The organism is Pseudomonas sp. KH_040 (assembly GCF_057839305.1).
On sequence record NZ_CM174487.1, the window covers coordinates 4598733 to 4625635 of the forward strand.

The window sequence follows — 26903 nt, forward strand, 5'->3', positions numbered from 1 at the left end:
TCAGAACGAGAGTCGGCATGGGCGGCTAGCTTAGCGGATACAAGCTGCCGCGCCCACCCGTGCGCGGTTAAACCTTGGCGGCGACCGGCGTAGATTTGCTGCGCGGACGCAGTTGCGCGGTGGCCATCGCGGCGTCAGTGACACCGGTTTCGGCGCGCATGCCCGCAGCGAGGAACGGCACCATCAGGCGCATCACTTGCTCGATGGAGGTGTTGACGCCGAAATCGGTCTCAGCGATCGCGCGCAAGGCCTTGATGCCGGACATGCTGAACGCGGCGGCGCCGAGCATGAAATGCACGCGCCAGAACAGTTCGATCGGCGGAATGCGTGGTGCGGCTTCGTTGACCAGCAGCATGTAGCGACGGAACACCTTGCCGTACATGTCTTCCAGGTAACGGCGCAAGTGGCCCTGACTCTGGCTGAACGCGAGACCGAGCAGGCGCATGAAGATCGACAGATCGTTGCCGCTGCGTGGTTGAACCACGAGCGCCTGCTCGACGAGGATTTCCAGCAGTTCTTCGAGCGTCGGTTTGTTTTCAGGCTTGGCCTGACGGCGCTCCAGTTCCTTGTCCAGGCTGATGCAGAACGGCCCGAGGAAGCGCGAGAAAACCGCCTGAATCAGCGCTTTTTTCGAGCCGAAGTGATAGTTCACTGCTGCCAGGTTGACGCCAGCCTTGCTGGTGATTAAACGCAATGAGGTTTCAGCGAAACCTTTCTCCGCGAACAACTGCTCGGCAGCATCAAGAATGCGTTCAACGGTTTCCGACTGGGCCATGGCTACTCCGCCTGACAAACACTTGTTTGAAACATACGTTTCAGCCTGTGCCTTGTCAAGCCCGCCTGTTCGTTTTGGGAATGGTCGGTCAGCTATTTAACCACACAAGCCCAGTGCATTAATAAGCACGAAAGCCGACCGTCCGGCGGCGCAGGAAAAAACGGGCATTGCCAAGGGCGATTCACTGTATATAATCCCAGCCACTGTATAAAAAGACAGAGCGATCAATATGCTAAAGCTGACGCCACGCCAAGCCGAGATTCTGGCCTTTATCAAACGCTGCCTCGAAGACAACGGCTACCCGCCAACCCGCGCGGAAATCGCTCAGGAACTGGGTTTCAAATCGCCGAACGCGGCTGAAGAACATCTCAAGGCACTGGCCCGCAAAGGTGCCATCGAGATGACCCCTGGCGCTTCTCGCGGTATTCGCATTCCCGGCTTCGAAGCCAAGGCCGACGACTCCACTCTGCCGATCATTGGCCGGGTCGCTGCCGGCGCGCCAATCCTCGCCCAGCAGCACATCGAAGAATCCTGCAACATCAATCCGGCCTTCTTTCATCCACGCGCTGATTATCTGTTGCGTGTACACGGCATGAGCATGAAGGACATCGGCATTTTCGACGGTGACCTGCTCGCCGTGCACACCACCCGCGAAGCGCGCAATGGCCAGGTCGTCGTCGCCCGCATCGGCGATGAAGTGACGGTCAAACGCTTCAAGCGTGAAGGCAGCAAGGTCTGGCTGATTGCCGAAAACCCTGAGTTCGCCCCGATCGAAGTCGACCTGAAAGATCAGGAACTGGTGATCGAAGGCTTGAGTGTCGGCGTCATTCGCCGCTAAAGGAGGCTTTATGCAGTTCCCACACACCCCTCAGCAAACACAACTGCCTTTATTCGAAGCGTTTCTGGCGCAACCGATGGCGCCGATCCTGAAAGACGTGGTCGAACGCCCTTGGAATGCCGAACCCGAAGTATTCAGTGAGCTGTCACTGCGCGGTGCTGCCGGGAACTGCCTGAACCTGCTCGCCCCGATCCTGCGCGAACTCAGTGAAGATCAGGACGCGCGCTGGCTGACGCTGATCGCACCACCTGCCAGCCTGACCCAGACATGGCTGCGAGATGCCGGGCTGAATCGCGAACGCATTCTGCTACTGCAACCAAGGGGCGCTCAGAGCGCTCAACAACTGGCGTGCGAAGCTCTGAAGCTGGGTCGCAGTCATACCGTGGTCACTTGGCTCAACCCGCTAAACACCCACTCGCGGCAACAACTGATCAGCGCTGCACGCACGGGCGACGCTCAGAGTCTAAACATCCGCTTGGGTTGATTGCTGGCAGCACGCGCTGTGTGAAGCGCAGGGCTTCTCCAGGGACAGAGAAGCCGATCTGAAGCGGTAACGTCAAACAGTAGAAAGGCGGGGATCAATGAAGAACCCGCGGCCCCTCTTCCTTATCAAACTCGCCTTCGACCATACGACCGGCCATTTGCACGCCGACGCTCAACATCGCTTTAGCGATTTCCACATGCTGACCTTGCAGGAACGCCTTGGCATCGTCGGAGAAATCCAGCGTCACCAAAGAACCCTCGTCCTCAGCCCTGCGCAGTTCGATTCGGCCGTCTGGTAACTCGACAATTTCTAGAAAGGACGTTGGCATAAAGGTCTGTTCTCCACGAAAGGCAGGCATTATATAGACATCATTCAGGCTTCGCTCGGGATCTTGACCAGCAGCATGTTTCAGATTGCCACCGTGTCAATCGCCCTCAGCACTCGTTCAAGCCTTCGCGAAAACGTATCGCCAGACCTTTCAAGTTCTGCCGCCAGCTCTCCAGCTCCTCTCGACTCAACTCTTCCGGCGCTTCCTCTTCATCCAGATTAATCGCCTGAATCAACGGTTGAGTCACATCCCCTTTCGGTTTGTGTGGCACCCGTGGCGGCTGGAACAGCGCCGAATGCGCAGCCAGCAGTTTTGCCAGCCAGGTTTCAGAGTTGCCCGCCAACTCAACCATTTCGGCGAGTTCAGGAATCGCAATCGACTCCAGCACTTCACGCGTCAGCAGCATCTCAGCCCGTGGCGCATTGGCCTGCGGCAGACGATAGAAACCCGCGATCTCGTGGCAAAGACCCAGCAAGGCGCCGTACAGGTGAAACAGCGCCGATTCACGTCCGGCCTGAATCAACGCCAGTGAATTCATCGCCCGCCCCTCCTCAGCGCGAGCCAAGGCTTCGAGCGACAGGCCAGCGAAATAGATCTTCTGATTGGTACGGGTATAGAGTTCGTGAGCCATGACGGCGCTCCCCACAACGAAATAATTGCTTCACACAGGCCGGACAGTGTCATGGATCAGCCGATCCCACCGCAAGCACAAAACAAAAAGGCCGCATGAAAACCCAAGGGTTCTCATGCGGCCTTTCAGTATCAGGCTAATGCTTATTCAGCTTTGGCCTTCGTACGCTTGTCTTCAACCGTCCACTTGCCACCGTCGTAGTAAGCTTTCCAACCAGTAGGCTTGCCGTCGACTTCAGTCTGCACGTATTGCTCCTTGGTCTTGCGGCTGTAGCGGATGACCGCTGGCAGACCATCAGGATCCTTCTTCGGCGCGTCGCAGAGGAAGTGGTACTTCGGATCGATTTCGTCCTTGTGCGGCACAATCTCGATCACCAGCGGAGCGCGGGTTTCACGGTTTTTCGGGAACTGGCTGGCGGCCAGGAACAGACCAGAGGCACCGTCACGGAGGATGTAGGTGTCGTTGACCTTTTCGCATTTCAGCTCAGGCATCTTCACCGGATCCATCTTCGGCGGCGCTGCATCACCGCTTTTCAGCAGTTTGCGGGTGTTCTTGCACTCAGGGTTGGTGCAACCGAAGAACTTGCCGAAACGGCCAGTCTTGAGCTGCATCTCGCTGCCACACTTGTCGCATTCCAGGCTCGGACCTTCGTAGCCCTTGATGCGATAGCTGCCCTCTTCGATTTCGTAGCCAGCACAATCCGGGTTGTTACCGCAGATGTGCAGCTTGCGCTTCTCGTCCAGCAGGTAAGCGTCCATCGCCGTGCTGCAGATCGGGCAACGATGCTTGCCACGCAGCACCAGCGATTCCGACTCACCTTCGTCGTCCGCAGCGATTTCGTCGCCCGGCACCAGGTTGACGGTGGCCTTGCAGCGTTCTTTCGGCGGCAGGCTGTAGCCTGAGCAACCAAGGAACACGCCGGTCGACGCAGTACGAATCTGCATCGGACGGCCGCAAGTGGTGCACGGAATGTCGGTCATGACCGGCTGGTTGGCACGCATGCCGCTGTCCGGGTTTTCGGCTACTTCGAGCTTCTTTTTGAAGTCGCCGTAGAACTCGTCCAGCACACTTTTCCAGTCGCGCTCACCCTGTGCCACGTCATCGAGGTTCTCTTCCATGCCGGCAGTGAAGCCGTAGTCCATGAGGTTGGAGAAGCTTTCCGACAAACGCTCGGTGACGATGTCGCCCATCTTTTCCGAATAGAAACGACGGTTGTGCAGGGTCACGTAGCCGCGATCCTGAATGGTCGAAATGATCGCAGCGTAAGTCGAAGGACGACCGATGCCACGTTTTTCCATTTCTTTAACCAGGCTCGCTTCCGAGTAACGCGCCGGCGGCTTGGTGAAGTGCTGGGACGGATCGAGCTTGATCAGCTTCATCACGTCGCCCTGCGCCATATCGGGCAGAACGTCGTCATCACCCGGCTTGGCAATTTGCGGCATAACGCGGGTGTAACCGTCGAACTTGAGGATACGACCCTTGGCACGCAGCTCGAAATCGCCAGCACCCACGCTGACGGTGGTCGACAGATATTGCGCCGGCAGCATCTGGCAAGCGAGGAACTGGCGCCAGATCAACTCGTAGAGACGCTCAGCGTCACGCTCCATGCCTGCAAGCTTGCTCGGAATGGTGTTGGCGTCGGACGGACGAATCGCTTCGTGAGCCTCTTGTGCGCCTTCCTTGCTGCTGTAGACGTTTGGCGTTTCCGGCAGGTACTTCTTGCCGAACTCGTCTTCGATGTAAGTACGCGCCATCGTCACGGCATCAGCCGAGAGGTTGGTCGAGTCGGTACGCATGTAAGTGATGTAGCCGGCTTCGTAGAGACGCTGGGCCATCATCATGGTTTTCTTCACGCCGAAGCCCAGGCGGTTACTCGCAGCCTGTTGCAGTGTCGAGGTGATGAATGGCGCCGAAGGCTTGCTGCTGGTCGGCTTGTCTTCGCGCTTGACGATGCTGTAGCTGGAAGACTTGAGCTTCTCCAGCGCGGCCATGGCCTGGGCTTCGTTGAGCGGCTTGAAGGCCTCGCCTTTCTCGCGAGCCACTTCGAAACGCACGGTCGAGCCTTTGGTGGTGCCGAGATCGGCATGCACTTCCCAGTACTCTTCCGGGTTGAATGCACGGATTTCACGCTCACGCTCGACCACCAGCTTCACGGCAACCGATTGCACGCGACCGGCAGACAGGCCACGGGCGATCTTCGCCCACAGCAGCGGCGAGACCATGTAACCCACAACGCGGTCGAGGAAACGACGGGCCTGCTGAGCGTTGACACGATCGATGTCCAGCTCGCCCGGTTCCGAGAAGGCTTCCTGAATCGCCTTCTTGGTGATTTCGTTGAACACCACACGCTTGTAGCGGCTGTCGTCACCACCGATGGCTTCGCGCAGGTGCCAGGCAATGGCTTCCCCCTCGCGATCCAAGTCGGTTGCGAGATAGATGGTGTCAGCATCTTTGGCGAGCCGGCGCAGCTCTTCGATGACCTTCTCTTTACCCGGGAGGATCTCGTACTTGGCTTTCCAGCCATGATCGGGATCGACACCCATACGCGAGACCAGCTGCTTGCGCGCTTTCTCTTTCGGCGAGAGCACCGGACCTTCGCCCGCAGCAGCCTTGCCGCGCTTGGCGGCTGGCTCTTTGCTGGCGCTAGCCGAACCGCTGGTGGGCAGGTCTCGGATATGGCCGATACTCGACTTCACCACGTATTGGTTACCCAGATACTTGTTGATGGTCTTGGCCTTAGCCGGGGATTCCACAATGACCAGCGATTTGCCCATGGATCAGAAAATTCCTGAATTCTAGAAGTGAAAGGCGGTTGGCGCCTGACGCGGCACCGCTATATATAGTTGATACAAGGTGAGGTCAAGCACAGGGTTCTGTGCACACTCGCCTCATGCCTTGGAAAAAAGGCTCGGTTCGGCTTGCACCAAAGCAAAGCGTGGCACCTGCTCGCCGTCAACCTCGACCGACTCGAGAAACATGCTCAGAGGGCGCACCCAAAAGCCGTAATCGCCATACAGGGCTTGGTAAAAGACCACTTCTTCTTCGGTCTCGGAGTGCCGCGCAACACTGAATACGCGGTACTGCGGACCTTTGTAATGTTGGTAGAGCCCAGGTTGTATCGGCATGGTTTGGCCCTCACTCAAATTTTTTCAAAAATAAAAACAAAATAAATCCACAAAAACAAAAACCGGGGCACTTGGCCCCGGCTTCCATCGACGAGACGCTTAAACGCGTTCGAAGACGGTGGAGATGCCTTGGCCGAGACCAATGCACATAGTGGCCACCCCGAAGGTGCCGCTATTCTGCTTCATCACGTTCAGCAAGGTGCCGGAAATACGGGCACCGGAGCAACCGAACGGGTGACCCAGGGCGATCGCGCCGCCGTGCAGGTTAACCTTCTCGTTCATCTTGTCGAGCACTTTCAGATCTTTCAGCACTGGCAGGGCCTGTGCGGCGAACGCTTCGTTGAGCTCGAAGAAGTCGATATCGTTGATCCCAAGGCCCGCACGCTTCAGGGCTTTTTGTGTCGCCGGAACTGGACCATAGCCCATGATCGCCGGATCCACACCCGCCACTGCCATCGAACGGATAACCGCCATTGGCTGGATACCCAGGTCCTGTGCACGCTGCGCCGACATCACGATCATGCACGAAGCACCATCAGTGATCTGCGACGAAGTACCGGCAGTCACGGTGCCGCCCTTTGGATTGAAGGCTGGCTTGAGAGCCGCCAGACTTTCCAGGGTGGTTTCCGGACGAATGGTTTCGTCATAGTCGAACAGTTTCAGGAAACCGTTCTCGTCGTAGCCTTGCATCGGAATGATTTCGTCTTTGAACTTGCCTTCCACGGTTGCCTTGTGGGCCAACTGGTGGGAACGCACGCCGAAAGCGTCTTGCTGTTCGCGAGTGATGCCGTGCATTTTGCCGAGCATTTCCGCGGTCAGGCCCATCATGCCCGAGGCTTTCGCCGCGTACAGCGACATGTGCGGGTTCGGATCGACACCGTGCATCATGCTCACGTGGCCCATATGCTCGACGCCGCCAACCACGAACACGTCACCGTTACCGGTCATGATCGCTTGCGCAGCGGTGTGCAGTGCGCTCATCGACGAGCCACACAGACGGCTGACGGTCTGGCCGGCCGAGGTGTGCGGGATCTGGGTCATCAGCGACGCCATGCGCGCGATGTTCCAGCCCTGCTCCAGGGTCTGGTTGACGCAGCCCCAGATCACGTCCTCGACTTCAGCAGGATCAACCTTGGCGTTGCGTTCCAGCAGTTTGCTGATCAGGTGCGCCGACATGTCTTCAGCGCGGGTGTTGCGGTGCATGCCGCCCTTGGAGCGGCCCATCGGAGTACGACCGAAGTCGACAATCACGACGTCTCTAGGATTCAAGCTCATAAGTTCACTCTCACTCTAGTTGGGGGCGCTTAACCGAAGAAGCTCTGGCCGGTTTTGGCCATTTCACGCAGCTTCGCGGTCGGGTGGTACAGCGCGCCCAAATCAGCGTACTGGTCAGCCAGGGCAACGAACTCGGCAACACCGATCGAATCGATGTAGCGCAGCGCACCGCCACGGAATGGAGGGAAACCGATACCGTAAACCAGACCCATGTCGGCTTCGGCGGCGGTTTCAACGATGCCGTCTTCCAGGCAACGCACGGTTTCCAGACACAGCGGGATCATCATCCAGTTGATGATGTCTTCGTCAGTGACTTCGCGCTGCTCGTAAACGATCGGCTTGAGCACTTCCAGCACCGACGGATCGGCAACTTTCTTCTGCTTGCCTTTCTTGTCGGCCTCGTAGGCGTAGAAGCCCTTGCCGTTCTTCTGGCCCAGGCGCTTGGCTTCGTACAGCACGTCGATGGCCGAACGACGGTCATCCTTCATGCGATCCGGGAAGCCTTCAGCCATCACGTCACGACCGTGGTGACCGGTGTCGATGCCGACCACGTCCATCAGGTATGCCGGGCCCATCGGCCAGCCGAATTTTTCCATGACCTTGTCGATACGGACGAAGTCCACACCGGCGCTGACCAGCTTGGCGAAACCGCCGAAGTACGGGAACAGTACGCGGTTGACCAGGAAGCCCGGGCAGTCGTTGACGACGATCGGGTTCTTGCCCATTTTCTTGGCGTAGGCAACGGTAGTGGCAACAGCCAGCTCGCTGGACTTCTCGCCACGGATCACTTCCACCAGCGGCATCATGTGCACCGGGTTGAAGAAGTGCATGCCGACGAAGTTTTCCGGACGCTTGAGGGCCTTGGCCAGCAAACTGATAGAAATTGTCGAGGTGTTGGACGCGAGGATGGTGTCCTCTTTGACCTGACCTTCCACTTCAGCCAACACGGCTTGCTTGACCTTCGGGTTCTCGACCACAGCTTCGACAACCAGATCGACGTGACCGAAGTCGCCGTAGGACAGGGTCGGACGAATGGCGTTGAGCACTTCAGCCATTTTCGCAGCGGTCATGCGACCTTTATCAACGCGGCCAACCAGCAGTTTGGCGGCTTCGGCCAGCCCCTGCTCGATACCGTGCTCGTTGATGTCCTTCATCAGGATCGGCGTCCCTTTGGAAGCCGACTGATAGGCGATACCGCCACCCATGATGCCGGCGCCGAGTACAGCGGCCTGCTTCACGTCTTTGGCGATTTCGTCATAGGCCTTGGCCTTTTTCTTCAGCTCCTGATCGTTCAGGAACAGACCGATCAAGCTCTGCGCGGCAGAGGTCTTGGCCAGCTTGACGAAACCGGCAGCTTCGACTTCCAGCGCCTTGTCACGACCGAAGTTCGCGGCTTTCTGGATGGTCTTGATCGCTTCAACCGGTGCCGGGTAGTTCGGACCAGCTTGACCGGCAACGAAACCTTTGGCGGTTTCGAAAGCCATCATTTGTTCAATGGCGTTCAGCTTGAGTTTTTCAAGTTTCGGCTGACGCTTGGCCTTGAAGTCGAACTCGCCGGAGATGGCGCGTTTGATCAGTTCAAGAGCGGCTTCCTGCAGCTTCTCCGGAGCAACCACGGCGTCGACGGCGCTGACTTTCAGGGCGTCTTCAGGGCGGTTTTCCTTACCGGAGGCAATCCATTCGATGGCGTTGTCGACACCGATCAGGCGCGGCAGACGCACGGTGCCGCCGAAGCCTGGGTAGATGCCCAGTTTGACTTCCGGCAGACCGATCTTGGCCTTGGTCGACATGACGCGATAGTCAGCCGCCAGGCACATTTCCAGACCGCCGCCCAGTGCGATGCCATTAATGGCCACTACGGTTGGGACATTGAGGTCTTCGAAATCGCTGAAGATCTTGTTGGCTTCGAGATTGCCAGCAACCAGCTCGGCATCCGGCAGCTTGAAGTTGTCGACAAATTCGGTGATGTCGGCGCCGACGATGAACACGTCCTTGCCACTGCTGACGATCACGCCCTTGATCGAAGCATCTGCCTTGATGGTGTCTACGGCCTGACGCAGTTCGTTCAGGGTTAGACGGTTGAACTTGTTGACGGACTCACCCTTGAGGTCGAATTTCAATTCGACGATGCCACTTTCAAGAGCTTTAACCGTGATGGCTTTACCTTCGTAAATCATCAACTGATCTCCACGATATGGAAGCTGAACAGTACACGTCGGACGCAGGCGAATGGCTCGGCAGGACGCTTTTTCGTCGATGCTAACGCCAATCCACCCGGCACACCCGCCAACGCGATAGTCGGGATTCTGTAGGAGCAGTCTGTAAGACAAACGCTCAATTCATACGCCCGTTTGATTTGGGTACGTCACCTTCACGGAATTTCCAACAATTGTCAATCGCCCAAAATACGGGTTGAAATGCGACTTTGCGGTCATTTCCGTCAGACGAAGACCCGCAACACGCGTCTGCATGTGAAGCCATTCATAGAATCAATAGTTAGAAAAGTCGCCCTAATTCGCGGCGGCCCTTGTTTAAAGGGCTACGCTGGGAGGACTACAGAGAAATGCGCTGAGCGCTCCAAGCCCCATCAGCATCAAAAAACGTTTCCGGCCTGCCTGGCCAACCCCGCCCGATGAATCATGTCGGGCTTTTTATTGCGCGTCTGCCGGACGTTTCACACCATTGCAGTGCGAAAAGTCCGCGCGTCACGCCAGTGCTTTCAGAGTGGCGTCGATATCCTGCAAAACCGTCGCTTCACCCTTCTCGCCCCAATAGAGAGCGATCATCTGCTTGTCTGCCTCGACTTTGAAAACGTTGCCCGGCAACTTTTCGAAATGATTGAGCAGCGCACGATCCTCGCAGACTTCCTGCCATTGATTGACCCATACACCCGGCGATTTCTGCCAGTAAGTCCAGCAGACGGGCTGCTTGCTACGGCGCGGTCGATGATATTGCGCACACGGGTTCGGCGGCTCTTGCGCCAGCCAGTGCGGCCATTCCTGAGGGGCCAGCTGCATGGCCAGACCGATGCGTCGCGCCTCCATGCGCAGGGCGATGCGACCGCTTTGCGCGCGCGATGGGCGCAGCCACGCCAGCGGACTTAAAACCACTAGCAGGATTGACACCACCAACCAGACCGTCATATCTCTATTCCCAATTCTTGGTGAGCGCATTGTGTCACTTTGGAACCAATGCGCTTGAAACCAGCCATACTTAACAATATTGAAATCTCACGAGGAGCACCTCATGCCCTACCACCACATCCTGGTCGCCGTAGATCTGACCGAAGAGTGCGACCCTGTGATTCACCGCGCCCGAGAGCTATCGGTGAGCAATGGCGCCAAGCTGTCGCTGGTGCATATTGTCGAGCCGATGGCCATGGCGTTCGGCGGCGACGTGCCGATGGATCTGTCACAACTGCAACAACAGCAGTTCGATCAGGCCAAGGAACGCCTCGAGCGCCTGAAACTCAAGTACTCCGAGCTCGAAGGCGCCAATTGTCACCTGACTTATGGCCAGCCACGCCAGGAAATCCATCATTTCGCCAAGGAACAAGCATGCGATCTGATCGTGGTCGGCAGTCATGGCCGTCACGGTCTGGCGCTGTTGCTCGGCTCGACCGCGAATGACGTGCTGCACGGCGCGCCATGCGATGTATTGGCGGTACACTTGGTCAAACGCTGAAATACCATTCCATGCAGGAGTGAGCCTGCTCGCGATAACGTTCTGACACTCGACGAGTTCGTTGAATGCTAAACCTCTATCGCGAGCAGGCTCACTCCTACAAGGGAACTGCGTTTACATATGAAAAGCCCGGCGCTCATTACTGAGCGCCGGGCTTTTTCACATCAGGAACAATCAGGCATCCAGCTCGGCCCAACGTTCCATCAACGCATCCAGCTCAGCCTGCAACTGCTCCAGCGAAGCAATCACCTTGGCTGTTTCAGCCGCAGGGCGCTGATAGAAGCCAGCTTCAGCCATTTCGGCTTCCACGGCAGCAATCTGCTGTTCCTTGGCGTCGATATCACCGGGCAACGCTTCCAGCTCGCGTTGCAGCTTGTAGCTCAGCTTTTTCTTGGCAGCCGGGGCAGCAGCGACAGGTGCTGCAACTACAGCAGGCTCGGCAGTGACCACCGCCGAATTCAAGTCAGCCTTGCCCGACTTGCTTTCAGTCACGCCCAACAGGCGCGGCGAACCACCCTGACGGATCCAGTCCTGATAGCCGCCGACGTACTCACGCACCTTGCCTTCACCTTCGAAGACCAGCGTGCTGGTGACCACGTTGTCGAGGAATGCCCGGTCGTGGCTGACCATCAGCACGGTGCCGTTGAAAGTCAGCAGCACTTCTTCGAGCAGCTCGAGGGTTTCCACGTCGAGGTCGTTGGTCGGTTCGTCGAGGACCAGCAGGTTCGCCGGCTTGCTGAACAACTTGGCCAGCAACAGACGCGCACGCTCACCGCCCGACAGCGCCTTGACCGGCGTGCGGGCACGCTGCGGGCTGAACAGGAAGTCGCCGAGGTAGCTCAACACGTGACGGCTCTGGCCATCGATATCGATAAAGTCGCGACCTTCGGCGACGTTGTCGATCACGGTCTTTTCCAGATCCAGTTGATGACGCAGTTGATCGAAGTACGCCACGTCGATCCGCGTGCCCTCTTCCACTTTGCCGCTGGTCGGTTGCAGACCGCTGAGCATCAGTTTCAGCAGGGTGGTCTTGCCGGTACCGTTGGCGCCGAGCAGACCGATACGGTCGCCGCGCGTCAGCACCATCGAGAAATCCTTGATCAGGAACGGGCCGCCCGGGTGAGCGAAACTCACGTTCTCGAGAACCATCACCTGCTTGCCGGACTTGTCGGCCGTGTCCAACTGAATGTTGGCCTTGCCGGTGCGCTCACGACGCTCGCTACGCTCGACGCGCAACGCTTTCAGGGCGCGGACGCGGCCTTCGTTACGGGTGCGGCGCGCCTTGATACCCTGGCGGATCCAGACTTCTTCCTGGGCCAGTTTCTTGTCGAACAGCGCGTTGGCGGTTTCTTCAGCGGCCAGTGCGGCTTCTTTGTGCACGAGGAAGCTGGCGTAGTCGCCGTTCCAGTCGATCAGGCCACCGCGATCCAGTTCGAGGATGCGTGTAGCAAGGTTTTGCAGGAAGGAACGGTCGTGCGTGATGAACAGCACGGCGCCCTGGAAATCTTTCAGCGCTTCTTCGAGCCAGGCAATTGCACCGATGTCCAGGTGGTTGGTCGGTTCGTCGAGCAGCAGCAGATCCGGCTCGGACACCAGCGCCTGTGCCAGCAGCACGCGACGACGCCAGCCGCCGGACAACTGGGCGAGGGTCTTGTCCGCCGGCAGTTGCAGGCGGCTCAAAGTACTCTCGACCAGAGTCTGCAAGCGCCAACCATCACGGGCTTCGAGGTCTTGCTGAACGTGCATCAGCTTGTTCAGGTCATCTTCAGTAACGCAGTTCTGCGCGAGGTGATGGTATTCGGCGAGCAACGCGCCCACGCCATCAAGGCCTTCAGCGACCACGTCGAACACCGTCCGATCGTCGGCCACCGGCAATTCTTGCGGCAATTCGCCGATTTTCAGACCGGGGGCACGCCACACTGAGCCTTCATCGGGCTTCTGGTCGCCCTTGACCAGTTTCATCATGCTGGACTTGCCAGTGCCGTTGCGGCCGATGATGCACACCCGCTCACCACGGGCGATCTGCCAGGACACCTTGTCCAACAACGGCATAGCGCCGAACGCAAGGGACACATCGCTGAATTTGAGCAGGGTCATGAGCTTCTCCAAAAACCGGGCGCGCATTCTACCTGAGTTAGGGCTTCAACAGGCCGGCAATTTGTCTGTCGAAGCACTCTGCACAACATTTGTTGCGAACTTGTGCTGCGAGGCCCGCAAAGCTTTCGCCGCTTGCTGGCAAAAGGCTAAGCTACAGACAATTCAGTGCTGATTCGTGTCGGCACTTGTCATGATTTCTCTGCCCGGATGTCTCATGCGCAGTCGCCTTTTCAGTGTTTTGTCCTGTTTGCTACTTACCGCCGCTGCCGCTCAATCCGCCCAGGCGGTGGACCTGTCCACCCAACGCCAGTATTACGATGAAGCCAAGCGCGCCTTGGCCAAGGGTGATACCGGCCCGTATTTCCGCTACAGCCAGGCGCTCGCCGATTATCCGCTGGAACCGTATCTGGCTTACGACGAACTGACCGCGCGCCTGAAGTCCGCGAGCAATGCGGAAATCGAGAAATTCCTCGCCGAACACGGTGACCTGCCCCAGGCCAACTGGATGAAACTGCGCTGGTTGCGCTGGCTCGCCGACCGTGGCGACTGGGCAACCTTCGTCAAATACTACGACCCGAAACTCAACTTCACTGAACTGGACTGCCTCAACGCGCAGTACCAGATCACTCACGACAAGAAAGCCGAAGGCTATGCCAACGCCGACAAGCTGTGGCTGACGGGCAAATCGCAACCCGCCGCGTGTGACGCGCTGTTCGGGATTTGGGCCGCCGATGGTCAACTCACTGAGCAGAAACGCTGGGAGCGCACCAAACTCGCCGCTCAGACGCGTAACTATCCCCTGGCCAACAGCCTGGTCAACGGCCTGACCACCCTCGCCCCGCGCGGCCATTTACTGGTGGATGTGGCGCAAAAGCCGGAACTGCTCAATCAGCCTTCACGCTTCACCCCGGCCGACGAGCCGATGTCCGATGTGGTCAGCCTCGGCCTGCGCCGCCTCGCGCGTCAGGATCCGGACAAGGCCATGGCGCTGCTCGACGGCTACGCCAGCAGCATGCATTTCTCCCGCGATGAAAAAGTCGCGATCGCCCGGGAAATCGGCCTGACTCTGGCGAGGCGTTTCGACAGCCGCGCGCTGGACGTGATGACCAAATACGACCCGGAGCTGCGCGACAACACCGTTTCAGAATGGCGCCTGCGCTTGCTGTTGCGTTTGGCGCGCTGGGACGATGCGTATCAGTTGACTCGCCGTCTGCCGCAGGACCTGGCCACCACCAACCGCTGGCGCTACTGGCAGGCGCGCAGCCTGGAACTGGCCCAGCCGCAGAACCCGGAAGCGCAGACCCTGTACAAAAACCTTGCGCGCGAACGGGATTTCTACGGTTTCCTCGCCGCCGACCGTTCGCAATCGCCCTACTCGCTGAACAACAAGCCATTGGTCCTCAGTCAGGCGCTGATCAACAAGGTGCGTAACACGCCGGGCGTGCGTCGCGCGCTGGAATTCCATGCTCGCGGACAGATCGTCGATGGGCGCCGCGAGTGGTACCACGTCAGCCGTCACTTCAATCGCGATGAAATGGTTGCCCAGGCGAAACTGGCTTACGACCTGAAATGGTACTTCCCGGCGATCCGCACCATCAGTCAGGCGCAGTACTGGGACGATCTGGATATTCGCTTCCCGATGGCTCACCGCGAAACGCTTGTGCGTGAAGCCAAGGTACGTGGCCTGCATTCGAGCTGGGTGTTTGCCATTACCCGCCAGGAGAGTGCCTTCATGGACGACGCCCGTTCCGGCGTCGGCGCCAGTGGCCTGATGCAATTGATGCCCGGCACCGCCAAGGAAACCGCGCGCAAATTCAGCATTCCGCTGGCCTCGCCGCAGCAAGTGCTGGACCCGGACAAGAACATCCAGCTCGGCGCCGCTTACCTGAGCCAGGTGCACAGCCAGTTCAACGGCAACCGCGTCCTCGCTTCCGCCGCCTACAACGCCGGACCGGGTCGCGTACGCCAATGGCTGCGCGGCGCCGATCACCTGAGCTTTGACGTGTGGGTGGAAAGCATCCCGTTCGATGAAACCCGTCAGTACGTGCAGAACGTGCTGTCTTATTCGGTGATCTACGGCCAGAAGCTCAACTCGCCACAGCCGCTGGTGGATTGGCATGAGCGGTATTTTGATGATCAGTGATCCAGCGCTTAGTGCCGGATAACGAAAAATGCCCGTATCTCGCGATACGGGCATTTTTTATGGGCACGGCCTTAGTGAATGGCAGGATCGGTGACAGGATTCGTTGAAGCGCTCTTGCCATCATTGAACTGCAACGCCGCCAACCGTGCATACAGCGGATTGCTGGCAATCAGCTCCTGATGAGTACCAATGGCCACCAGCTTGCCCTGATCCATCACCGCAATCCGGTCAGCGTTTTTCACCGTGGCCAGTCGATGCGCGATCACCAGCGTGGTGCGGTTCTGCATCAGGCTCGGCAAAGCTTCCTGAATCAGATGCTCACTCTGCGCGTCGAGGGCGCTGGTGGCTTCGTCCAGCAGCAGGATCGGTGCGTCGACCAGCAACGCCCGGGCGATCGCCAGACGCTGACGCTGCCCACCGGAAAGACCGAGACCGCCATCGCCGAGATGGGTCTGATAACCGTTGGGCATTTTTTCGATGAAGTCATGAGCGTGGGCAATTTTTGCCGCTTCCTTGACTTGCTCCAGCGTCGCCCGCGGATTGCCGTAACGAATATTTTCTTCAACGCTGCCGAAAAACAGCGCCGGCGATTGTGATACCAAAGCGAAGTGACGGCGCAGGTCCAGCGGGTCGAGGCTGGTCAGCGGCACACCATCGATAAGAATCCGCCCTTCCACGGGGTCATAAAAGCGCAATAGCAAATCGTACACCGTGGACTTGCCGGCGCCCGATGGCCCCACCAGCGCCAGCGTCTCGCCGGCCCGAATGGTCAGGTTCAAGCCGTTGACGGCATAGCTTTCAGGACGCGACGGATAGGAAAAACGTACTTCCTGTAATTGCAGTTCACCCCGCACGCGCTCCGGCAGGGTCACAAGCCCGGCGGTTGGCGGCTGGATGATATTTTCCGAACCCAGCAATTCAGCGATCCGCTCGGCGGCACCTGCCGCACGTTGCAGCTCGCCGATCACCTCACTCAAGGTGCCGATCGCACTGCCGACGATCAGGCTGTAGAAAACAAACGCCGCCAGTTCGCCTCCAGTGATACGTCCTGCGATCACGTCCATGCCGCCGACCCATAACATCACTGCCACCGCGCCCAAAACCAGCACGATCACCATGGTGATCATCCATGAGCGCTGGAAGATACGTTTGCGTGCCGTGTCGAAGGCGTCCTCGACCGTTGTCGCAAAACGCCGCTCATCCTGCACCTGATGGTTGTAGGCCTGCACGGTTTTGATCTGGCCGAGGGTTTCCGACACATAGCTGCCGATATCGGCGACGCGGTCCTGGCTCAATCGCGACAGATTGCGTACGCGTCGGCCGAAAATCAGGATCGGCGCGACCACGAACGGCAGCGCAATCACCACAATGCTGGTGAGTTTCGCATTGGTCACGAACAGCAGGATGACACCACCAATGACCATCAGCAGGTTGCGCAGGAACATCGACAGCGACGAGCCGATCACCGATTGCAGGAGTGTCGTGTCGGCAGTTAGCCGCGACTGAATCTCCGAACTGCGATTGTTCTCATAGAAGCCCGGATGCAGATAGACCAGATGGTTGAACACCTCACGGCGAATGTCGGCGACGCAGCGCTCGCCGATCCACGATACCCAGTAAAACCGTGCGAACGTGCCGACCGCCAGGCCCAGCACCATTAACATGAAGATGCCGATGCTCTGATTGAGCTGATGCGGCGACTGAGTCATGAAGCCGCGGTCGACCAACAGTTTGATCCCCTGCCCCATCGATAACGTAACGGCGGCGGTGACGATCAACGCCAGCAGCGCGCCGATGACTTGCCAGCGGTAAGGTGCCAGAAATCGAGTGGTCAGACGCAGGGCGCGCCGGTGCCTTGAAGAAAGCTTCGGGGTCATTCAGGTACGCATCCGTGTTGATGAAAGGGCTAGCGTAAACCTTCTTTGGGGTGGAACTCTGTAAATCACAATGAGTCAGGTTAAATATGCCCCCAAAGACTAGGCCATAGTTGCTATCGGTCTAACGTCGCGGTTGAGACGAACGGTCATTTCTGTTGGACTGGAATGGCCGCTCATGACGGATCGAAGGCGCTGTCACAGCCTGGTCACGTGGCGGTTTTAATCTGGGTACACAACCTGATGAGGAGACAGGCCATGTCCTTGCAACACAGCAGCGATGACAAGATTCAAGTGATCCGCACCAAGCCCGGCCAATCTCTGGGTTGCTCGATACTGGATAAGGATGGGCGTGAAGTACCGATCACTGAAGAAATGATCCAGCAAGCGTGCAGCGAGCTGGAGAAGCGATTGATCAAGCCTGCCGAACAAGAGTGATATAGCCACCGTCTTCCTGACCCGGCCCCTTTGGCCGGGTTTTTTCTGTCTGCAGATCAGGTATTTGTGGCGCGGCATTCGCGAGCAAGCTCGCGAATCGCCCATCTCGCTTTCTAGACAGCTACCGCACCCAGCGCCGACACGATCTTCGCCAACGCCGGTGAATCCCCTTCAATGCGCACCTTCAGTCCTTCAATCTCGCGCCGCACCGGATATTGCTTGCGCAACACGTCGAACGCCGCACGCTGCTCGCCGACATTGCCTACGAGGCTGCGGCGAAAATCCGCGTCATCGCGGCGCGGGTCGTACACCCCACGGCACAACATCGCCAGTGCCCAGGCCGGATCGCTGTCACCGTGCAGGGAAACTTCCGACAACCACGGTGCCGGCAACAGATCACTGAGTTGAATGCTCGCCGCTTGACCGAGGAATGTGCAGTAAGCCTGATAGATCTGCGCCGTTCCGCGCTGTTTGCCATCAAGGCTATAACCGGCAATGTGCGGGGTGGCCAAGACGCAGAGTTCGGCCAGCGCAACATCCACTTCAGGTTCTGCTTCCCAGACATCGAGAACGGCTTGCAGGTCTTCACGCTCCAGCAACACTTCGCGCAGAGCAAGGTTATCCACCACAGGACCACGGGCCGCGTTGATCAGCCATGCGCCGGGCTTGAGTTGCTGCAAACGTTGCTGATCAAACAGATGCCAGGTCGCGCCGTCGCCGCTGCGCGTCAGCGGCGTGTGCAAACTGATCACATCGCACTGCTCGATGATCTGCTCGAGGTTGACGTAATCGCCGCCTTCGGCAGCCTGCCGTGGCGGGTCGCAGACTTTGACGTTCCAGCCCAGGCCCTTCAGGACCTTGATCAGCCGTCCACCGACCTCACCCGCGCCGACGACCCCGTAGGTGCGCTGAGTCAGATCGACGCCTTCGATTTCGGCGAGTGTCATCAGACTGCCCAGCACGTAATCAACCACGCCGCGGGCATTGCAGCCAGGCGCACTCGACCATGTGATGCCGGCCTCATTGAAGTAGTCGAGATCCAGATGATCAGTGCCGATGGTGCAGGTGCCGACAAAGCGCACCTTGCTACCCTCAAGCAAAGCACGGTTGACTTTGGTCACCGAGCGCACAAGCAATACGTCAGCCTGCTCGACCGTCGCTCGGTCGATGGAACGGCCCGGCACCCGGCGGATCTCGCCGAAACCGGCAAAAAAGGCATCGAGCAGCGGGATATTTTCGTCGGCAACAATCAGCATGGCGGGCTCCTTTGGCGGATCGGCAGTTTAGGTGCAGATCGGTCGCTGAGCCAGCGAGCTTTGCGCTTACAAATCCGCAACAGAGGATTTTTCCTGACCAAGGCGTCAGCGGCGTAGAATGCGGCGCCTTGCGCATCAACACCTGTGGACGTTTTGCCCGTGAATTCTGTAACTGATCAACCTGTCGCTGTTTCCCTGACCCGCCCGGCGCGGATTCGCCTGGAGTTCAAGAACCTGCTCGCCCTGGCGTTGCCGATCATCATCGCGCAACTGGCGACCACGGCCATGGGCTTCGTCGATGCGGTGATGGCTGGCCGCGTCGGGCCAAAGGATCTGGCGGCCGTTGCGCTGGGCAACTCGATCTGGGTGCCGGTGTTTCTGCTGATGACCGGCACCCTGCTGGCAACCACGCCGAAAGTTGCCCAGCGCTTCGGTGCCGGTACCCACAGCGAAATCGGCCCGCTTGTACGTCAGGCGTTGTGGCTGGCACTGGTGGTCGGACTGATTGCGACGGCGATGCTGGTGGCCGCCGAACCGGTGCTGCACCTGATGAAGGTCGATCCCGAACTGATCGGCCCGTGCATGCAATACCTGCACGGCATCGCCAGCGGTCTGCCAGCAGTGGCGTTCTATCACGTGTTGCGCTGCACCAGTGACGGCATTGGCCGTACGCGTCCGGCGATGGTACTGGGCCTGTGCGGTCTGGCGCTGAACATTCCGCTGAACTACATCTTCATCTATGGCCACTTCGGCGTGCCGGCGATGGGCGGCGTTGGTTGCGGATGGGCCACGGCGATTGTGATGTGGGTGATGGCGCTGGGGCTGGCCGGTTATGAGCGCTGGGCACCGGCCTATCGTTCGAGCGAAATCTTCAGCCGTTTCGACTGGCCGCAATGGACAGTGATCAAGCGGTTGCTGGCAATTGGTCTGCCGATCGGCATCGCCGTGTTTGCCGAGTCGAGTATTTTTGCCGTGATCGCGTTGTTGATCGGCAGCCTCGGCGCCACGGTAGTGGCCGGGCACCAGATTGCGCTGAACGTCAGTTCGCTGGTGTTCATGATTCCCTACTCGTTGGGCATGGCGGTGACCGTGCGCGTCGGTCAGGCATTGGGTCGCGAAGAACCGCGTGAGGCGCGCTTTGCCGCTGGCGTCGGTATGGGCACCGCGCTGGCCTACGCCTGTCTGTCGGCGAGCATGATGCTGTTGCTGCGCGAGCCGATTGCGGCGATCTACACCGCTGACCCGACGGTGATTCACATTGCGGCGATGTTGATTGTGTACTCGGCGCTGTTCCAGTTTTCCGACGCCATCCAGGTGACCGCTGCCGGCGCACTGCGCGGTTATCAGGACACGCGGGTGACGATGATCCTGACCCTGTTCGCCTATTGGGGGATTGGTTTGCCCGTGGGTTACGCCCTCGGCCTGACCGACTGGCTCGGCGAGCCACGCGGCCCGAGCGGCTTGTGGCAGGGTCTGATCGTTGGCCTGAGCTGCGCGGCGTTGATGCTGTCGATCCGCCTGACACGCAGTGCACGCAAGCGTATTCGGATCAGTCGCTCGGCGGGCTAAACCCTTAAAACCGGGACAAAAAATGTGGGAGCCAGCCTGCTGGCGAATGCGGTGAATCAGTCGCCATCAATAGTGACTGAGATACCGCTTCGCGAGCAGGCTCGCTCCCACATTTGGTTTTGCGTTCGCCTGGGATTCAGGCGTGTTTCTTGCGAATCCAGTACAGATAAGTACCGGCCTCTTCGTGCTGGCTCACCAACTCATGGTCGAGAAACACGCAGAACTTGGGGATATCGCGTTTGGTCGACGGGTCGGTGGCGATCACCTTGAGCAGGCCGCCAGGTACCAGGTCACGGATGTGCTGGTGCAGCATCATCACTGGCTCCGGGCAATTGAGGCCGGTGGCGTCAAGGGTGCCGTCGACCGGGGTATCGATCATTTCACTCATGATTCACTCCTGAAACTGGCCGGCATTGTCGCGCATTGCCAGGTATTCGGTCATCTGTGGCGTTACGCCACACCCTGTGTAGGAGCTGCCGAAGGCTGCGATCTTTGCTTTTTAAGATCAAAAGATCGCAGCCTGCGGCAGCTCCTACAGGGGTTTTGCGGTGTATCAGCGGGATTTGACTTTCTTGGTGTCGTGACGACGCAAGTGGCAGGTCACTTCTTCGCGGTCGTGATACAGCTGCTTGCAGCCGATATCGACCTTGATCCCGCGCGCCTTGAAACCATCGGCAATGCGTTCGAGCAAGCGCTTCACTTCGGCGTAACGCTGTTTCATCGGCAACTTCAGATTAACCACCGCCTCGCGGCAATGCCCCTCGCCGATCCACTCTTCAAGCATCGCGGCATTACGCGCCGGTTTCTCGACGATGTCGCAGACCATCCAGTCCACCGGTTGCTTGGGCTTGAAGGTAAAACCGTCGGCCATCAGGTGCTGCACCAGACCAGTGTCCATCAGGCTTTCCGCCATAGGGCCGTTGTCGATGGCGGTCACCAGCATGCCGCGATTGACCAGTTGCCAGGTCCAGCCACCCGGCGCAGCGCCGAGATCAACGCCAGTCATGTCGCTGTGCAGCCGATCTTCCCACTGATCACGCGGGATGAAATGGTGCCACGCCTCTTCCAGCTTCAACGTCGAACGGCTGGGCGCCTCACGCGGGAACTTCAAGCGCGGAATACCCATCGGCCACATCGCCGAATTACCGGCATCGGCCATGCCGAGAAACACTTCACGACCGCTCTTGAAGGTCAGCAGCAGTCGCGGTTTATTCGCGTCTTCCACCAGTTTGCCGGCACCGATCAGAGCCTTGCGCAGCGGACCTTCGAATTTCTTGCAAAAGTTCGACAGCTCTTTGCCGTCATTGGTGTCGACGACCTCCAGCCACAGGCTGCCGCACACCGGAAAATCCGCCATGTGCGCAAGGATCACACTGATGCGATCGTTTTCCGGCAGATCGATGAAGACGCCGCGCGCCCATTGGCGCGGGAAGATCAACTCGGCAAAACGCTGGCCGCGCATCAGGCGCTCGGCGCCGTCTTCTTCGGTGCAGACAAACTCGGCGCACGCGGTGGCCGCTTTGGCCTTGGCGTAGCCGGCCACATTGAGTTGGGCGGCGAGGTCGGAAATCTCCGAACAGACTTCGCCTTCGAAGCCTGGCCGGCAATGCATGAATAGGGTGTTCATTCTTACTCCTGGGCAGAGGGCGATGATTCGGCCCCTGCGCGATGCTCAGGCCTTGCGCTGAAGCAAAGCCTGTCACGAAAACCGGCGCATGATAGCCGATGTCGGAACCTTGGACTTGCCCATAGAGTCCAGTTATTAGCCAGCTAATGAAAACAGGGCTACGTTGATAGCTCTGCCCGTCCCCTCAATCCGTAGCCGTGCGGATTCAAAGGAGTGATTGTAATGCCGTCCCTCGATAGCCTGAAAACGCTCAAAACCCTGCAAATCGACGACAAGACCTACCACTATTTCAGTTTGCCGGATGCCGCCAAAAGCCTGGGCGACCTCGACAAGCTGCCGATGTCGCTGAAAGTCCTGCTGGAAAACCTGCTGCGCTGGGAAGATGAAAAAACCGTCACCGGTGCCGACCTCAAGGCCATTGCCGCGTGGCTCAAGGAGCGTCGCTCCGACCGGGAGATCCAGTACCGCCCTGCCCGCGTCTTGATGCAAGACTTTACCGGCGTACCCGCCGTGGTCGACCTCGCCGCCATGCGCGCAGCGATGGCCAAGGCCGGCGGCGATCCGCAGCGAATCAATCCGTTGTCGCCAGTGGATCTGGTGATCGACCACTCGGTAATGGTCGACAAGTTCGCCACCGCCAGCGCGTTCGAGCAGAACGTCGACATCGAGATGCAACGTAACGGCGAACGTTATGCCTTCCTGCGTTGGGGCCAAAGCGCCTTCGACAACTTCAGCGTGGTGCCGCCGGGCACCGGCATCTGTCACCAGGTCAACCTTGAATACCTCGGCCGCACCGTGTGGACCAAGGATGAGGACGGCCGCACCTACGCCTTCCCCGACACGCTGGTCGGCACCGACTCGCACACCACCATGATCAACGGTCTCGGCGTACTCGGCTGGGGCGTCGGCGGGATCGAAGCCGAAGCGGCGATGCTCGGGCAACCGGTGTCGATGCTGATTCCGGAGGTGATCGGTTTCAAACTGACCGGCAAACTCAAGGAAGGCATCACTGCAACTGACCTGGTGCTGACCGTCACACAGATGCTGCGCAAGAAAGGCGTAGTGGGCAAATTCGTCGAATTCTACGGTGACGGCCTCGCTGATCTGCCCCTGGCCGACCGTGCGACCATCGCCAACATGGCCCCGGAATATGGCGCGACGTGCGGCTTCTTCCCGGTTGATGACGTGACGCTGGAATACTTGCGCCTGTCCGGTCGGCCGCCTGAGGTGGTGAAGCTGGTGGAGGCCTACACCAAGGCTCAGGGTCTGTGGCGCCTACCCGGTCAGGAACCGGTGTTCACCGACAGTCTGGCGCTGGACATGGGCAGCGTCGAAGCCAGTCTGGCCGGGCCGAAACGACCGCAGGATCGTGTCTCGCTGCCGAATGTGCCGCAAGCCTTCAGCGACTTCATCGATCTGCAATTCAAACCCACCAGCAAAGAAGAAGGACGCCTGGAAAGTGAGGGCGGTGGCGGTGTCGCGGTAGGGAATGCCGATCTGGTCGGCGAAACCGAATACGAGTACGAAGGCCACACCTATCGCCTGAAAAACGGCGCCGTGGTCATTGCCGCGATCACCTCCTGCACCAACACCTCCAACCCGAGCGTGATGATGGCCGCCGGACTGCTGGCGAAAAAAGCCGTGGAGAAAGGCCTGACCCGCAAACCGTGGGTGAAGAGTTCGCTGGCGCCGGGCTCGAAAGTGGTCACCGACTACTACAAGGCTGCGGGGTTGACGCAATACCTCGATCAGCTCGGGTTTTCCTTGGTCGGCTATGGTTGCACCACCTGCATCGGCAACTCCGGGCCGCTGCCGGAACCGATCGAGAAAGCCATCCAGAAAGCCGACCTGACTGTGGCATCGGTGCTCTCCGGCAACCGCAACTTCGAAGGCCGCGTGCATCCGTTGGTGAAAACCAACTGGCTGGCCTCGCCGCCCTTGGTGGTCGCCTACGCCTTGGCTGGCAGCGTGCGCAGCGACATCAGCAGCGAACCGCTGGGCGAAGATCAGCAAGGCAATCCGGTGTATCTGCGGGATATCTGGCCGACCAGCAAAGAGATCGCCGATGCGGTGAATCAGGTCAGCACGGCAATGTTTCACAAGGAATACGCCGAGGTGTTCGCCGGTGATGAACAATGGCAGGCCATCGAAGTGCCGCAGGCCGCGACTTACGTGTGGCAGGACGACTCCACCTACATCCAGCATCCGCCGTTCTTCGACGACATTTCCGGTCCGCTGCCGGAAATCAAGGATGTCAAAGGTGCGCGGGTGTTGGCCCTGCTTGGCGATTCGGTAACCACCGACCACATCTCCCCTGCCGGCAACATCAAGGCTGACAGCCCGGCCGGACGTTATCTGCGCGAAAAGGGTGTCGAGCCTCGGGACTTCAACTCTTACGGCTCACGTCGCGGCAATCATGAAGTGATGATGCGCGGTACCTTCGCCAATATCCGTATCCGCAATGAAATGCTCGGTGGTGAAGAAGGTGGCAACACGATCTACATTCCGACCGGCGAGAAACTGGCGATCTACGACGCGGCGATGAAGTATCAGGCTTCGGGCACGCCGCTGGTGGTGATTGCCGGGCAAGAATACGGCACCGGTTCCAGCCGCGACTGGGCGGCCAAGGGCACCAATCTGTTGGGGGTGAAAGCGGTGATCGCCGAAAGCTTCGAGCGGATTCACCGTTCCAATCTGGTGGGCATGGGCGTATTGCCGCTGCAGTTCAAGCTCGATCAGAATCGCAAGAGCCTCAACCTCACCGGCAAGGAAACCTTTGAGATCCAAGGGCTGACCGGCGTCGAGCTGACACCGCGGATGAATTTGCCGCTGGTGATCACCCGTGAGGATGGCCGTCAGGAAAAGATCGAGGTGCTGTGCCGGATCGATACGTTGAATGAGGTGGAGTACTTCAAGTCAGGCGGAATTCTGCATTACGTCCTGCGCCAACTGATCGCCTCATGATGAATCACGCATAACCGATGCAGGAGCTGCCGCAGGCTGCGATCTTTTGATCTTGATCTTTAAAACCAGATCAAAAGATCGCAGCCTGCGGCAGCTCCTACAAAGGGGTGCACTTTTCTGTGGACGAAAAAAAACCCGCCGAAGCGGGTTTTTCCCAAGACCATTATCGACTCCCTGTCGGCAGCGATCCTTGCAAATGGTCGATCATCCGTGATCCTGAAACACTCCCTGTGTCTCAGTTGATGTGTGTAGATTACCCACTGGATCCAATCGGCAATAGTCGTAAAAGCTACCAGTGCGTGTAAGACATTCGCCATAGCAACCCTTCCGAAAACCCCTAGCCTTGTCAGGCATCAAGCATGGAAGCGGCGATCTGCGCGACTTTCAGCTGCCCTGAGGTCTGCTCCAGCGCGTCACCCTCCAGAAACCACGCAGCGGACAAACCGGCGAACGCCAATACCCATTGCAGCAGCCTGCGTCGATCAAGCCCGGCAGCCTCGACAATCACATCCAGTTGCCGGCGAAAGCGCTGGGGATCGGTGGCTGTCGGCAAGTCCGGGTTGCAAATCAGGTTGGCGTAATCAAAACCGCGCTCGCCCCTGACCCGTTTCGGATCGATGGCCAGCCAGCCGCGCGATTGGAAATCCAGCACATTGTCGTGGTGCATATCGCCGTGCAGCACCACCACATCCTGTGGATCGGCGAGCAGGGTTTCGGCGGTTTGCAGGCTCAGGCTGTAGAGACCGTCATGTTGGTCAGCAGCAACGCGCAGCGAAGCAAACCATGGCCGCAACTCCACCAACGGCGGAGGCGGCGTTTCGCGCGGGGCATGCAATCGCGCCAGCGCCGAACACAGAATCCGGCTCGCCTCGACGTCTTCGCCGTTCATCGCCATGTGCATCAGCGAGCGGCTGCCCATGGCGCGCTCCATCAGCAAGCCATCTTCGTGATGCGCCAACACTTGCGCAGCACCATCACCGCCCCACCAGGTCATCAACCGATTGCCGTACTTCTCGTCGACATCCAGCGCAATCTTGAGCATCGCCGGCGTGTCGTTCAGGCGTACCGGCAACAAACGGCTGCCGGGTGTGATGATCGGCGCACCGTCCGGCACCAGTGCCCAGCGCTCGAGCCAAGGTTCGAAAATATCAGCCACCGTCACGCTCGCGGGCCTTGGCGCTCTCGACAAGAAACTGTTCGAGTCGGCTCAACTGTTCTTCCCAGCCACGGCTATCCATGTAATACGCCTCTTTCTGGCGAATGTCGGGAATGTGCGCGAAGCCCGATTCAGAGACCTTCAGCAGCGTTCCGCCCTCGAAGTCTGCCAGCTCGAACCTGACCAGCGTGGTCGGCTCCTGGGAATAGTCGATTTTCGGGTTCACCGCATACGGATGCCAGCGAAACGAAAACAACTGCTGCGGCTCGACCCGCTCGATCAGCACATTCCACAACACATGTTCATAACCTGGATACGTGACCTGCCCTTGCGTCCATTCACCGGCAATAAACCGTCTGCCCTCAAGCGCCACCCCAAACCACTGGCCAAACGCTTCGGCATCGACCAATGCACGCCAGACATGCGAACGCGGCGCCTTGAGCGTGATTTTGCGTTCGAAACTATTGGGTACTGGTTTCATACGTCACCTCCTGTTCTGAACACTAGGCCTGTATGACCACATGTCCAATGTGAAGTTGTATCAGGGCGGTGCAGTCGTTCACCAGCAAGGACACATCAAGCTGCACTTTTTTACCGGTGCCGTGATGGTTCCAGACACCCTGCGCCCAACGAAACTGT

22 protein-coding genes are annotated in these 26903 nt (G+C 58.8%); 7 read left to right on the forward strand and 15 right to left on the reverse strand.

Going from position 1 to position 26903, the window contains the following annotated elements; genetic code table 11:
* Positions 1–67 precede the first annotated feature (67 nt).
* Positions 68–775, reverse strand: a complete 708-nt coding sequence (locus AC3IUF_RS20400) for a TetR/AcrR family transcriptional regulator (RefSeq protein ID WP_007910473.1) — start codon at positions 773–775, stop codon at positions 68–70.
* A 229-nt stretch (positions 776–1004) separates the two neighbouring features.
* Here AC3IUF_RS20400 and lexA point away from each other — a divergent pair, with 229 nt between their 5' ends.
* Positions 1005–1613, forward strand: coding sequence for a transcriptional repressor LexA (lexA, locus tag AC3IUF_RS20405; protein WP_003226590.1), 609 nt, complete (start codon positions 1005–1007; stop codon positions 1611–1613).
* Between the two features lie 10 nt (positions 1614–1623).
* Entirely contained in the window at positions 1624–2097 is a 474-nt protein-coding gene (gene sulA / locus AC3IUF_RS20410; RefSeq protein WP_007910472.1) for an SOS-induced cell division inhibitor SulA, read from the forward strand.
* Between the two features lie 94 nt (positions 2098–2191).
* On the opposite strand, the gene AC3IUF_RS20415 is transcribed toward sulA, so the two are convergent.
* From AC3IUF_RS20415 to AC3IUF_RS20445, 7 genes are all read right to left on the reverse strand, one after another.
* On the reverse strand, positions 2192–2425 hold the full coding sequence (locus AC3IUF_RS20415) for a hypothetical protein (RefSeq protein ID WP_007910471.1): 234 nt from the start codon (positions 2423–2425) through the stop codon (positions 2192–2194).
* Between the two features lie 106 nt (positions 2426–2531).
* Entirely contained in the window at positions 2532–3056 is a 525-nt protein-coding gene (locus AC3IUF_RS20420) for a DUF6586 family protein (protein ID WP_007910470.1), read from the reverse strand.
* A 143-nt stretch (positions 3057–3199) separates the two neighbouring features.
* Positions 3200–5830: a type I DNA topoisomerase gene (topA, locus tag AC3IUF_RS20425; RefSeq protein WP_007949671.1), complete on the reverse strand. Its 2631-nt coding sequence runs from the start codon at positions 5828–5830 to the stop codon at positions 3200–3202.
* A 114-nt stretch (positions 5831–5944) separates the two neighbouring features.
* Complete coding sequence (locus tag AC3IUF_RS20430; protein WP_007910467.1) at positions 5945–6181, reverse strand: DUF1653 domain-containing protein; 237 nt, start codon at positions 6179–6181, stop codon at positions 5945–5947.
* Positions 6182–6280: 99 nt separating this feature from the next.
* Positions 6281–7456, reverse strand: coding sequence for an acetyl-CoA C-acyltransferase FadA (fadA, locus tag AC3IUF_RS20435; protein ID WP_007910465.1), 1176 nt, complete (start codon positions 7454–7456; stop codon positions 6281–6283).
* 29 nt (positions 7457–7485) lie between these two features.
* Complete coding sequence (fadB, locus tag AC3IUF_RS20440) at positions 7486–9633, reverse strand: fatty acid oxidation complex subunit alpha FadB (RefSeq protein ID WP_007910463.1); 2148 nt, start codon at positions 9631–9633, stop codon at positions 7486–7488.
* Between the two features lie 528 nt (positions 9634–10161).
* Complete coding sequence (locus tag AC3IUF_RS20445) at positions 10162–10599, reverse strand: hypothetical protein (protein WP_007910461.1); 438 nt, start codon at positions 10597–10599, stop codon at positions 10162–10164.
* A gap of 103 nt (positions 10600–10702) precedes the next feature.
* Here AC3IUF_RS20445 and AC3IUF_RS20450 point away from each other — a divergent pair, with 103 nt between their 5' ends.
* On the forward strand, positions 10703–11140 hold the full coding sequence (locus AC3IUF_RS20450; protein WP_007910454.1) for a universal stress protein: 438 nt from the start codon (positions 10703–10705) through the stop codon (positions 11138–11140).
* 174 nt (positions 11141–11314) lie between these two features.
* Here AC3IUF_RS20450 and AC3IUF_RS20455 read toward each other — a convergent pair whose 3' ends face one another.
* Positions 11315–13237, reverse strand: a complete 1923-nt coding sequence (locus tag AC3IUF_RS20455) for an ATP-binding cassette domain-containing protein (RefSeq protein WP_489279153.1) — start codon at positions 13235–13237, stop codon at positions 11315–11317.
* 214 nt (positions 13238–13451) lie between these two features.
* Between AC3IUF_RS20455 and AC3IUF_RS20460 the strand changes: the two genes are divergently transcribed.
* Positions 13452–15380, forward strand: coding sequence for a transglycosylase SLT domain-containing protein (locus AC3IUF_RS20460; protein WP_489279155.1), 1929 nt, complete (start codon positions 13452–13454; stop codon positions 15378–15380).
* Positions 15381–15451: 71 nt separating this feature from the next.
* Here the strand turns inward: AC3IUF_RS20460 and AC3IUF_RS20465 are convergent, their stop codons facing one another.
* Positions 15452–17257, reverse strand: coding sequence for an ABC transporter transmembrane domain-containing protein (locus tag AC3IUF_RS20465; protein ID WP_007910435.1), 1806 nt, complete (start codon positions 17255–17257; stop codon positions 15452–15454).
* Positions 17258–17512: 255 nt separating this feature from the next.
* Here AC3IUF_RS20465 and AC3IUF_RS20470 point away from each other — a divergent pair, with 255 nt between their 5' ends.
* A complete protein-coding gene (locus AC3IUF_RS20470) occupies positions 17513–17692 on the forward strand; it encodes a PA1571 family protein (RefSeq protein ID WP_007910433.1) in 180 nt (59 codons plus the stop codon).
* Positions 17693–17805: 113 nt separating this feature from the next.
* On the opposite strand, the gene pdxB is transcribed toward AC3IUF_RS20470, so the two are convergent.
* On the reverse strand, positions 17806–18948 hold the full coding sequence (gene pdxB, locus AC3IUF_RS20475) for a 4-phosphoerythronate dehydrogenase PdxB (RefSeq protein ID WP_489279157.1): 1143 nt from the start codon (positions 18946–18948) through the stop codon (positions 17806–17808).
* A gap of 159 nt (positions 18949–19107) precedes the next feature.
* Here pdxB and AC3IUF_RS20480 point away from each other — a divergent pair, with 159 nt between their 5' ends.
* Positions 19108–20517 (forward strand): MATE family efflux transporter, encoded by a 1410-nt coding sequence (locus tag AC3IUF_RS20480; protein ID WP_095124316.1) that lies wholly within the window; start codon positions 19108–19110, stop codon positions 20515–20517.
* Between the two features lie 136 nt (positions 20518–20653).
* Here the strand turns inward: AC3IUF_RS20480 and tusA are convergent, their stop codons facing one another.
* Positions 20654–20905, reverse strand: a complete 252-nt coding sequence (gene tusA / locus AC3IUF_RS20485) for a sulfurtransferase TusA (protein WP_007910424.1) — start codon at positions 20903–20905, stop codon at positions 20654–20656.
* A gap of 165 nt (positions 20906–21070) precedes the next feature.
* Entirely contained in the window at positions 21071–22144 is a 1074-nt protein-coding gene (gene rlmM / locus AC3IUF_RS20490; RefSeq protein ID WP_007910422.1) for a 23S rRNA (cytidine(2498)-2'-O)-methyltransferase RlmM, read from the reverse strand.
* Positions 22145–22366: 222 nt separating this feature from the next.
* Here rlmM and acnA point away from each other — a divergent pair, with 222 nt between their 5' ends.
* Entirely contained in the window at positions 22367–25108 is a 2742-nt protein-coding gene (gene acnA / locus AC3IUF_RS20495) for an aconitate hydratase AcnA (RefSeq protein ID WP_123377059.1), read from the forward strand.
* A gap of 346 nt (positions 25109–25454) precedes the next feature.
* Here the strand turns inward: acnA and AC3IUF_RS20500 are convergent, their stop codons facing one another.
* Both AC3IUF_RS20500 and AC3IUF_RS20505 read right to left on the reverse strand, forming a co-directional pair.
* On the reverse strand, positions 25455–26270 hold the full coding sequence (locus tag AC3IUF_RS20500) for an aminoglycoside phosphotransferase family protein (protein WP_489279160.1): 816 nt from the start codon (positions 26268–26270) through the stop codon (positions 25455–25457).
* Positions 26257–26745 carry an SRPBCC family protein gene (locus tag AC3IUF_RS20505; RefSeq protein ID WP_007910417.1) on the reverse strand — a complete coding sequence of 163 codons (489 nt, stop codon included), beginning with the start codon at positions 26743–26745 and terminating at the stop codon, positions 26257–26259. Before AC3IUF_RS20505 ends, AC3IUF_RS20500 begins: the two co-directional genes overlap by 14 nt.
* Between the last annotated feature and the right edge of the window lie 158 nt (positions 26746–26903).

What these genes read in the sequence shown, in the direction of transcription:
- AC3IUF_RS20445 (WP_007910461.1), bottom strand. Translation starts at nt 10,599, where the DNA reads ATGACGGTCTGGTTGGTGGTGTCAATCCTGCTAGTGGTTTTAAGTCCG.
- topA (WP_007949671.1), bottom strand. Translation starts at nt 5,830, where the DNA reads ATGGGCAAATCGCTGGTCATTGTGGAATCCCCGGCTAAGGCCAAGACC.
- lexA (WP_003226590.1), top strand. Translation starts at nt 1,005, where the DNA reads ATGCTAAAGCTGACGCCACGCCAAGCCGAGATTCTGGCCTTTATCAAA.
- AC3IUF_RS20455 (WP_489279153.1), bottom strand. Translation starts at nt 13,237, where the DNA reads ATGACCCTGCTCAAATTCAGCGATGTGTCCCTTGCGTTCGGCGCTATG.
- AC3IUF_RS20470 (WP_007910433.1), top strand. Translation starts at nt 17,513, where the DNA reads ATGTCCTTGCAACACAGCAGCGATGACAAGATTCAAGTGATCCGCACC.
- pdxB (WP_489279157.1), bottom strand. Translation starts at nt 18,948, where the DNA reads ATGCTGATTGTTGCCGACGAAAATATCCCGCTGCTCGATGCCTTTTTT.
- AC3IUF_RS20430 (WP_007910467.1), bottom strand. Translation starts at nt 6,181, where the DNA reads ATGCCGATACAACCTGGGCTCTACCAACATTACAAAGGTCCGCAGTAC.
- acnA (WP_123377059.1), top strand. Translation starts at nt 22,367, where the DNA reads ATGCCGTCCCTCGATAGCCTGAAAACGCTCAAAACCCTGCAAATCGAC.
- AC3IUF_RS20420 (WP_007910470.1), bottom strand. Translation starts at nt 3,056, where the DNA reads ATGGCTCACGAACTCTATACCCGTACCAATCAGAAGATCTATTTCGCT.
- AC3IUF_RS20415 (WP_007910471.1), bottom strand. Translation starts at nt 2,425, where the DNA reads ATGCCAACGTCCTTTCTAGAAATTGTCGAGTTACCAGACGGCCGAATC.
- AC3IUF_RS20450 (WP_007910454.1), top strand. Translation starts at nt 10,703, where the DNA reads ATGCCCTACCACCACATCCTGGTCGCCGTAGATCTGACCGAAGAGTGC.
- AC3IUF_RS20505 (WP_007910417.1), bottom strand. Translation starts at nt 26,745, where the DNA reads ATGAAACCAGTACCCAATAGTTTCGAACGCAAAATCACGCTCAAGGCG.
- tusA (WP_007910424.1), bottom strand. Translation starts at nt 20,905, where the DNA reads ATGAGTGAAATGATCGATACCCCGGTCGACGGCACCCTTGACGCCACC.
- AC3IUF_RS20465 (WP_007910435.1), bottom strand. Translation starts at nt 17,257, where the DNA reads ATGACCCCGAAGCTTTCTTCAAGGCACCGGCGCGCCCTGCGTCTGACC.
- sulA (WP_007910472.1), top strand. Translation starts at nt 1,624, where the DNA reads ATGCAGTTCCCACACACCCCTCAGCAAACACAACTGCCTTTATTCGAA.
- fadB (WP_007910463.1), bottom strand. Translation starts at nt 9,633, where the DNA reads ATGATTTACGAAGGTAAAGCCATCACGGTTAAAGCTCTTGAAAGTGGC.
- AC3IUF_RS20400 (WP_007910473.1), bottom strand. Translation starts at nt 775, where the DNA reads ATGGCCCAGTCGGAAACCGTTGAACGCATTCTTGATGCTGCCGAGCAG.
- AC3IUF_RS20460 (WP_489279155.1), top strand. Translation starts at nt 13,452, where the DNA reads ATGCGCAGTCGCCTTTTCAGTGTTTTGTCCTGTTTGCTACTTACCGCC.
- fadA (WP_007910465.1), bottom strand. Translation starts at nt 7,456, where the DNA reads ATGAGCTTGAATCCTAGAGACGTCGTGATTGTCGACTTCGGTCGTACT.
- rlmM (WP_007910422.1), bottom strand. Translation starts at nt 22,144, where the DNA reads ATGAACACCCTATTCATGCATTGCCGGCCAGGCTTCGAAGGCGAAGTC.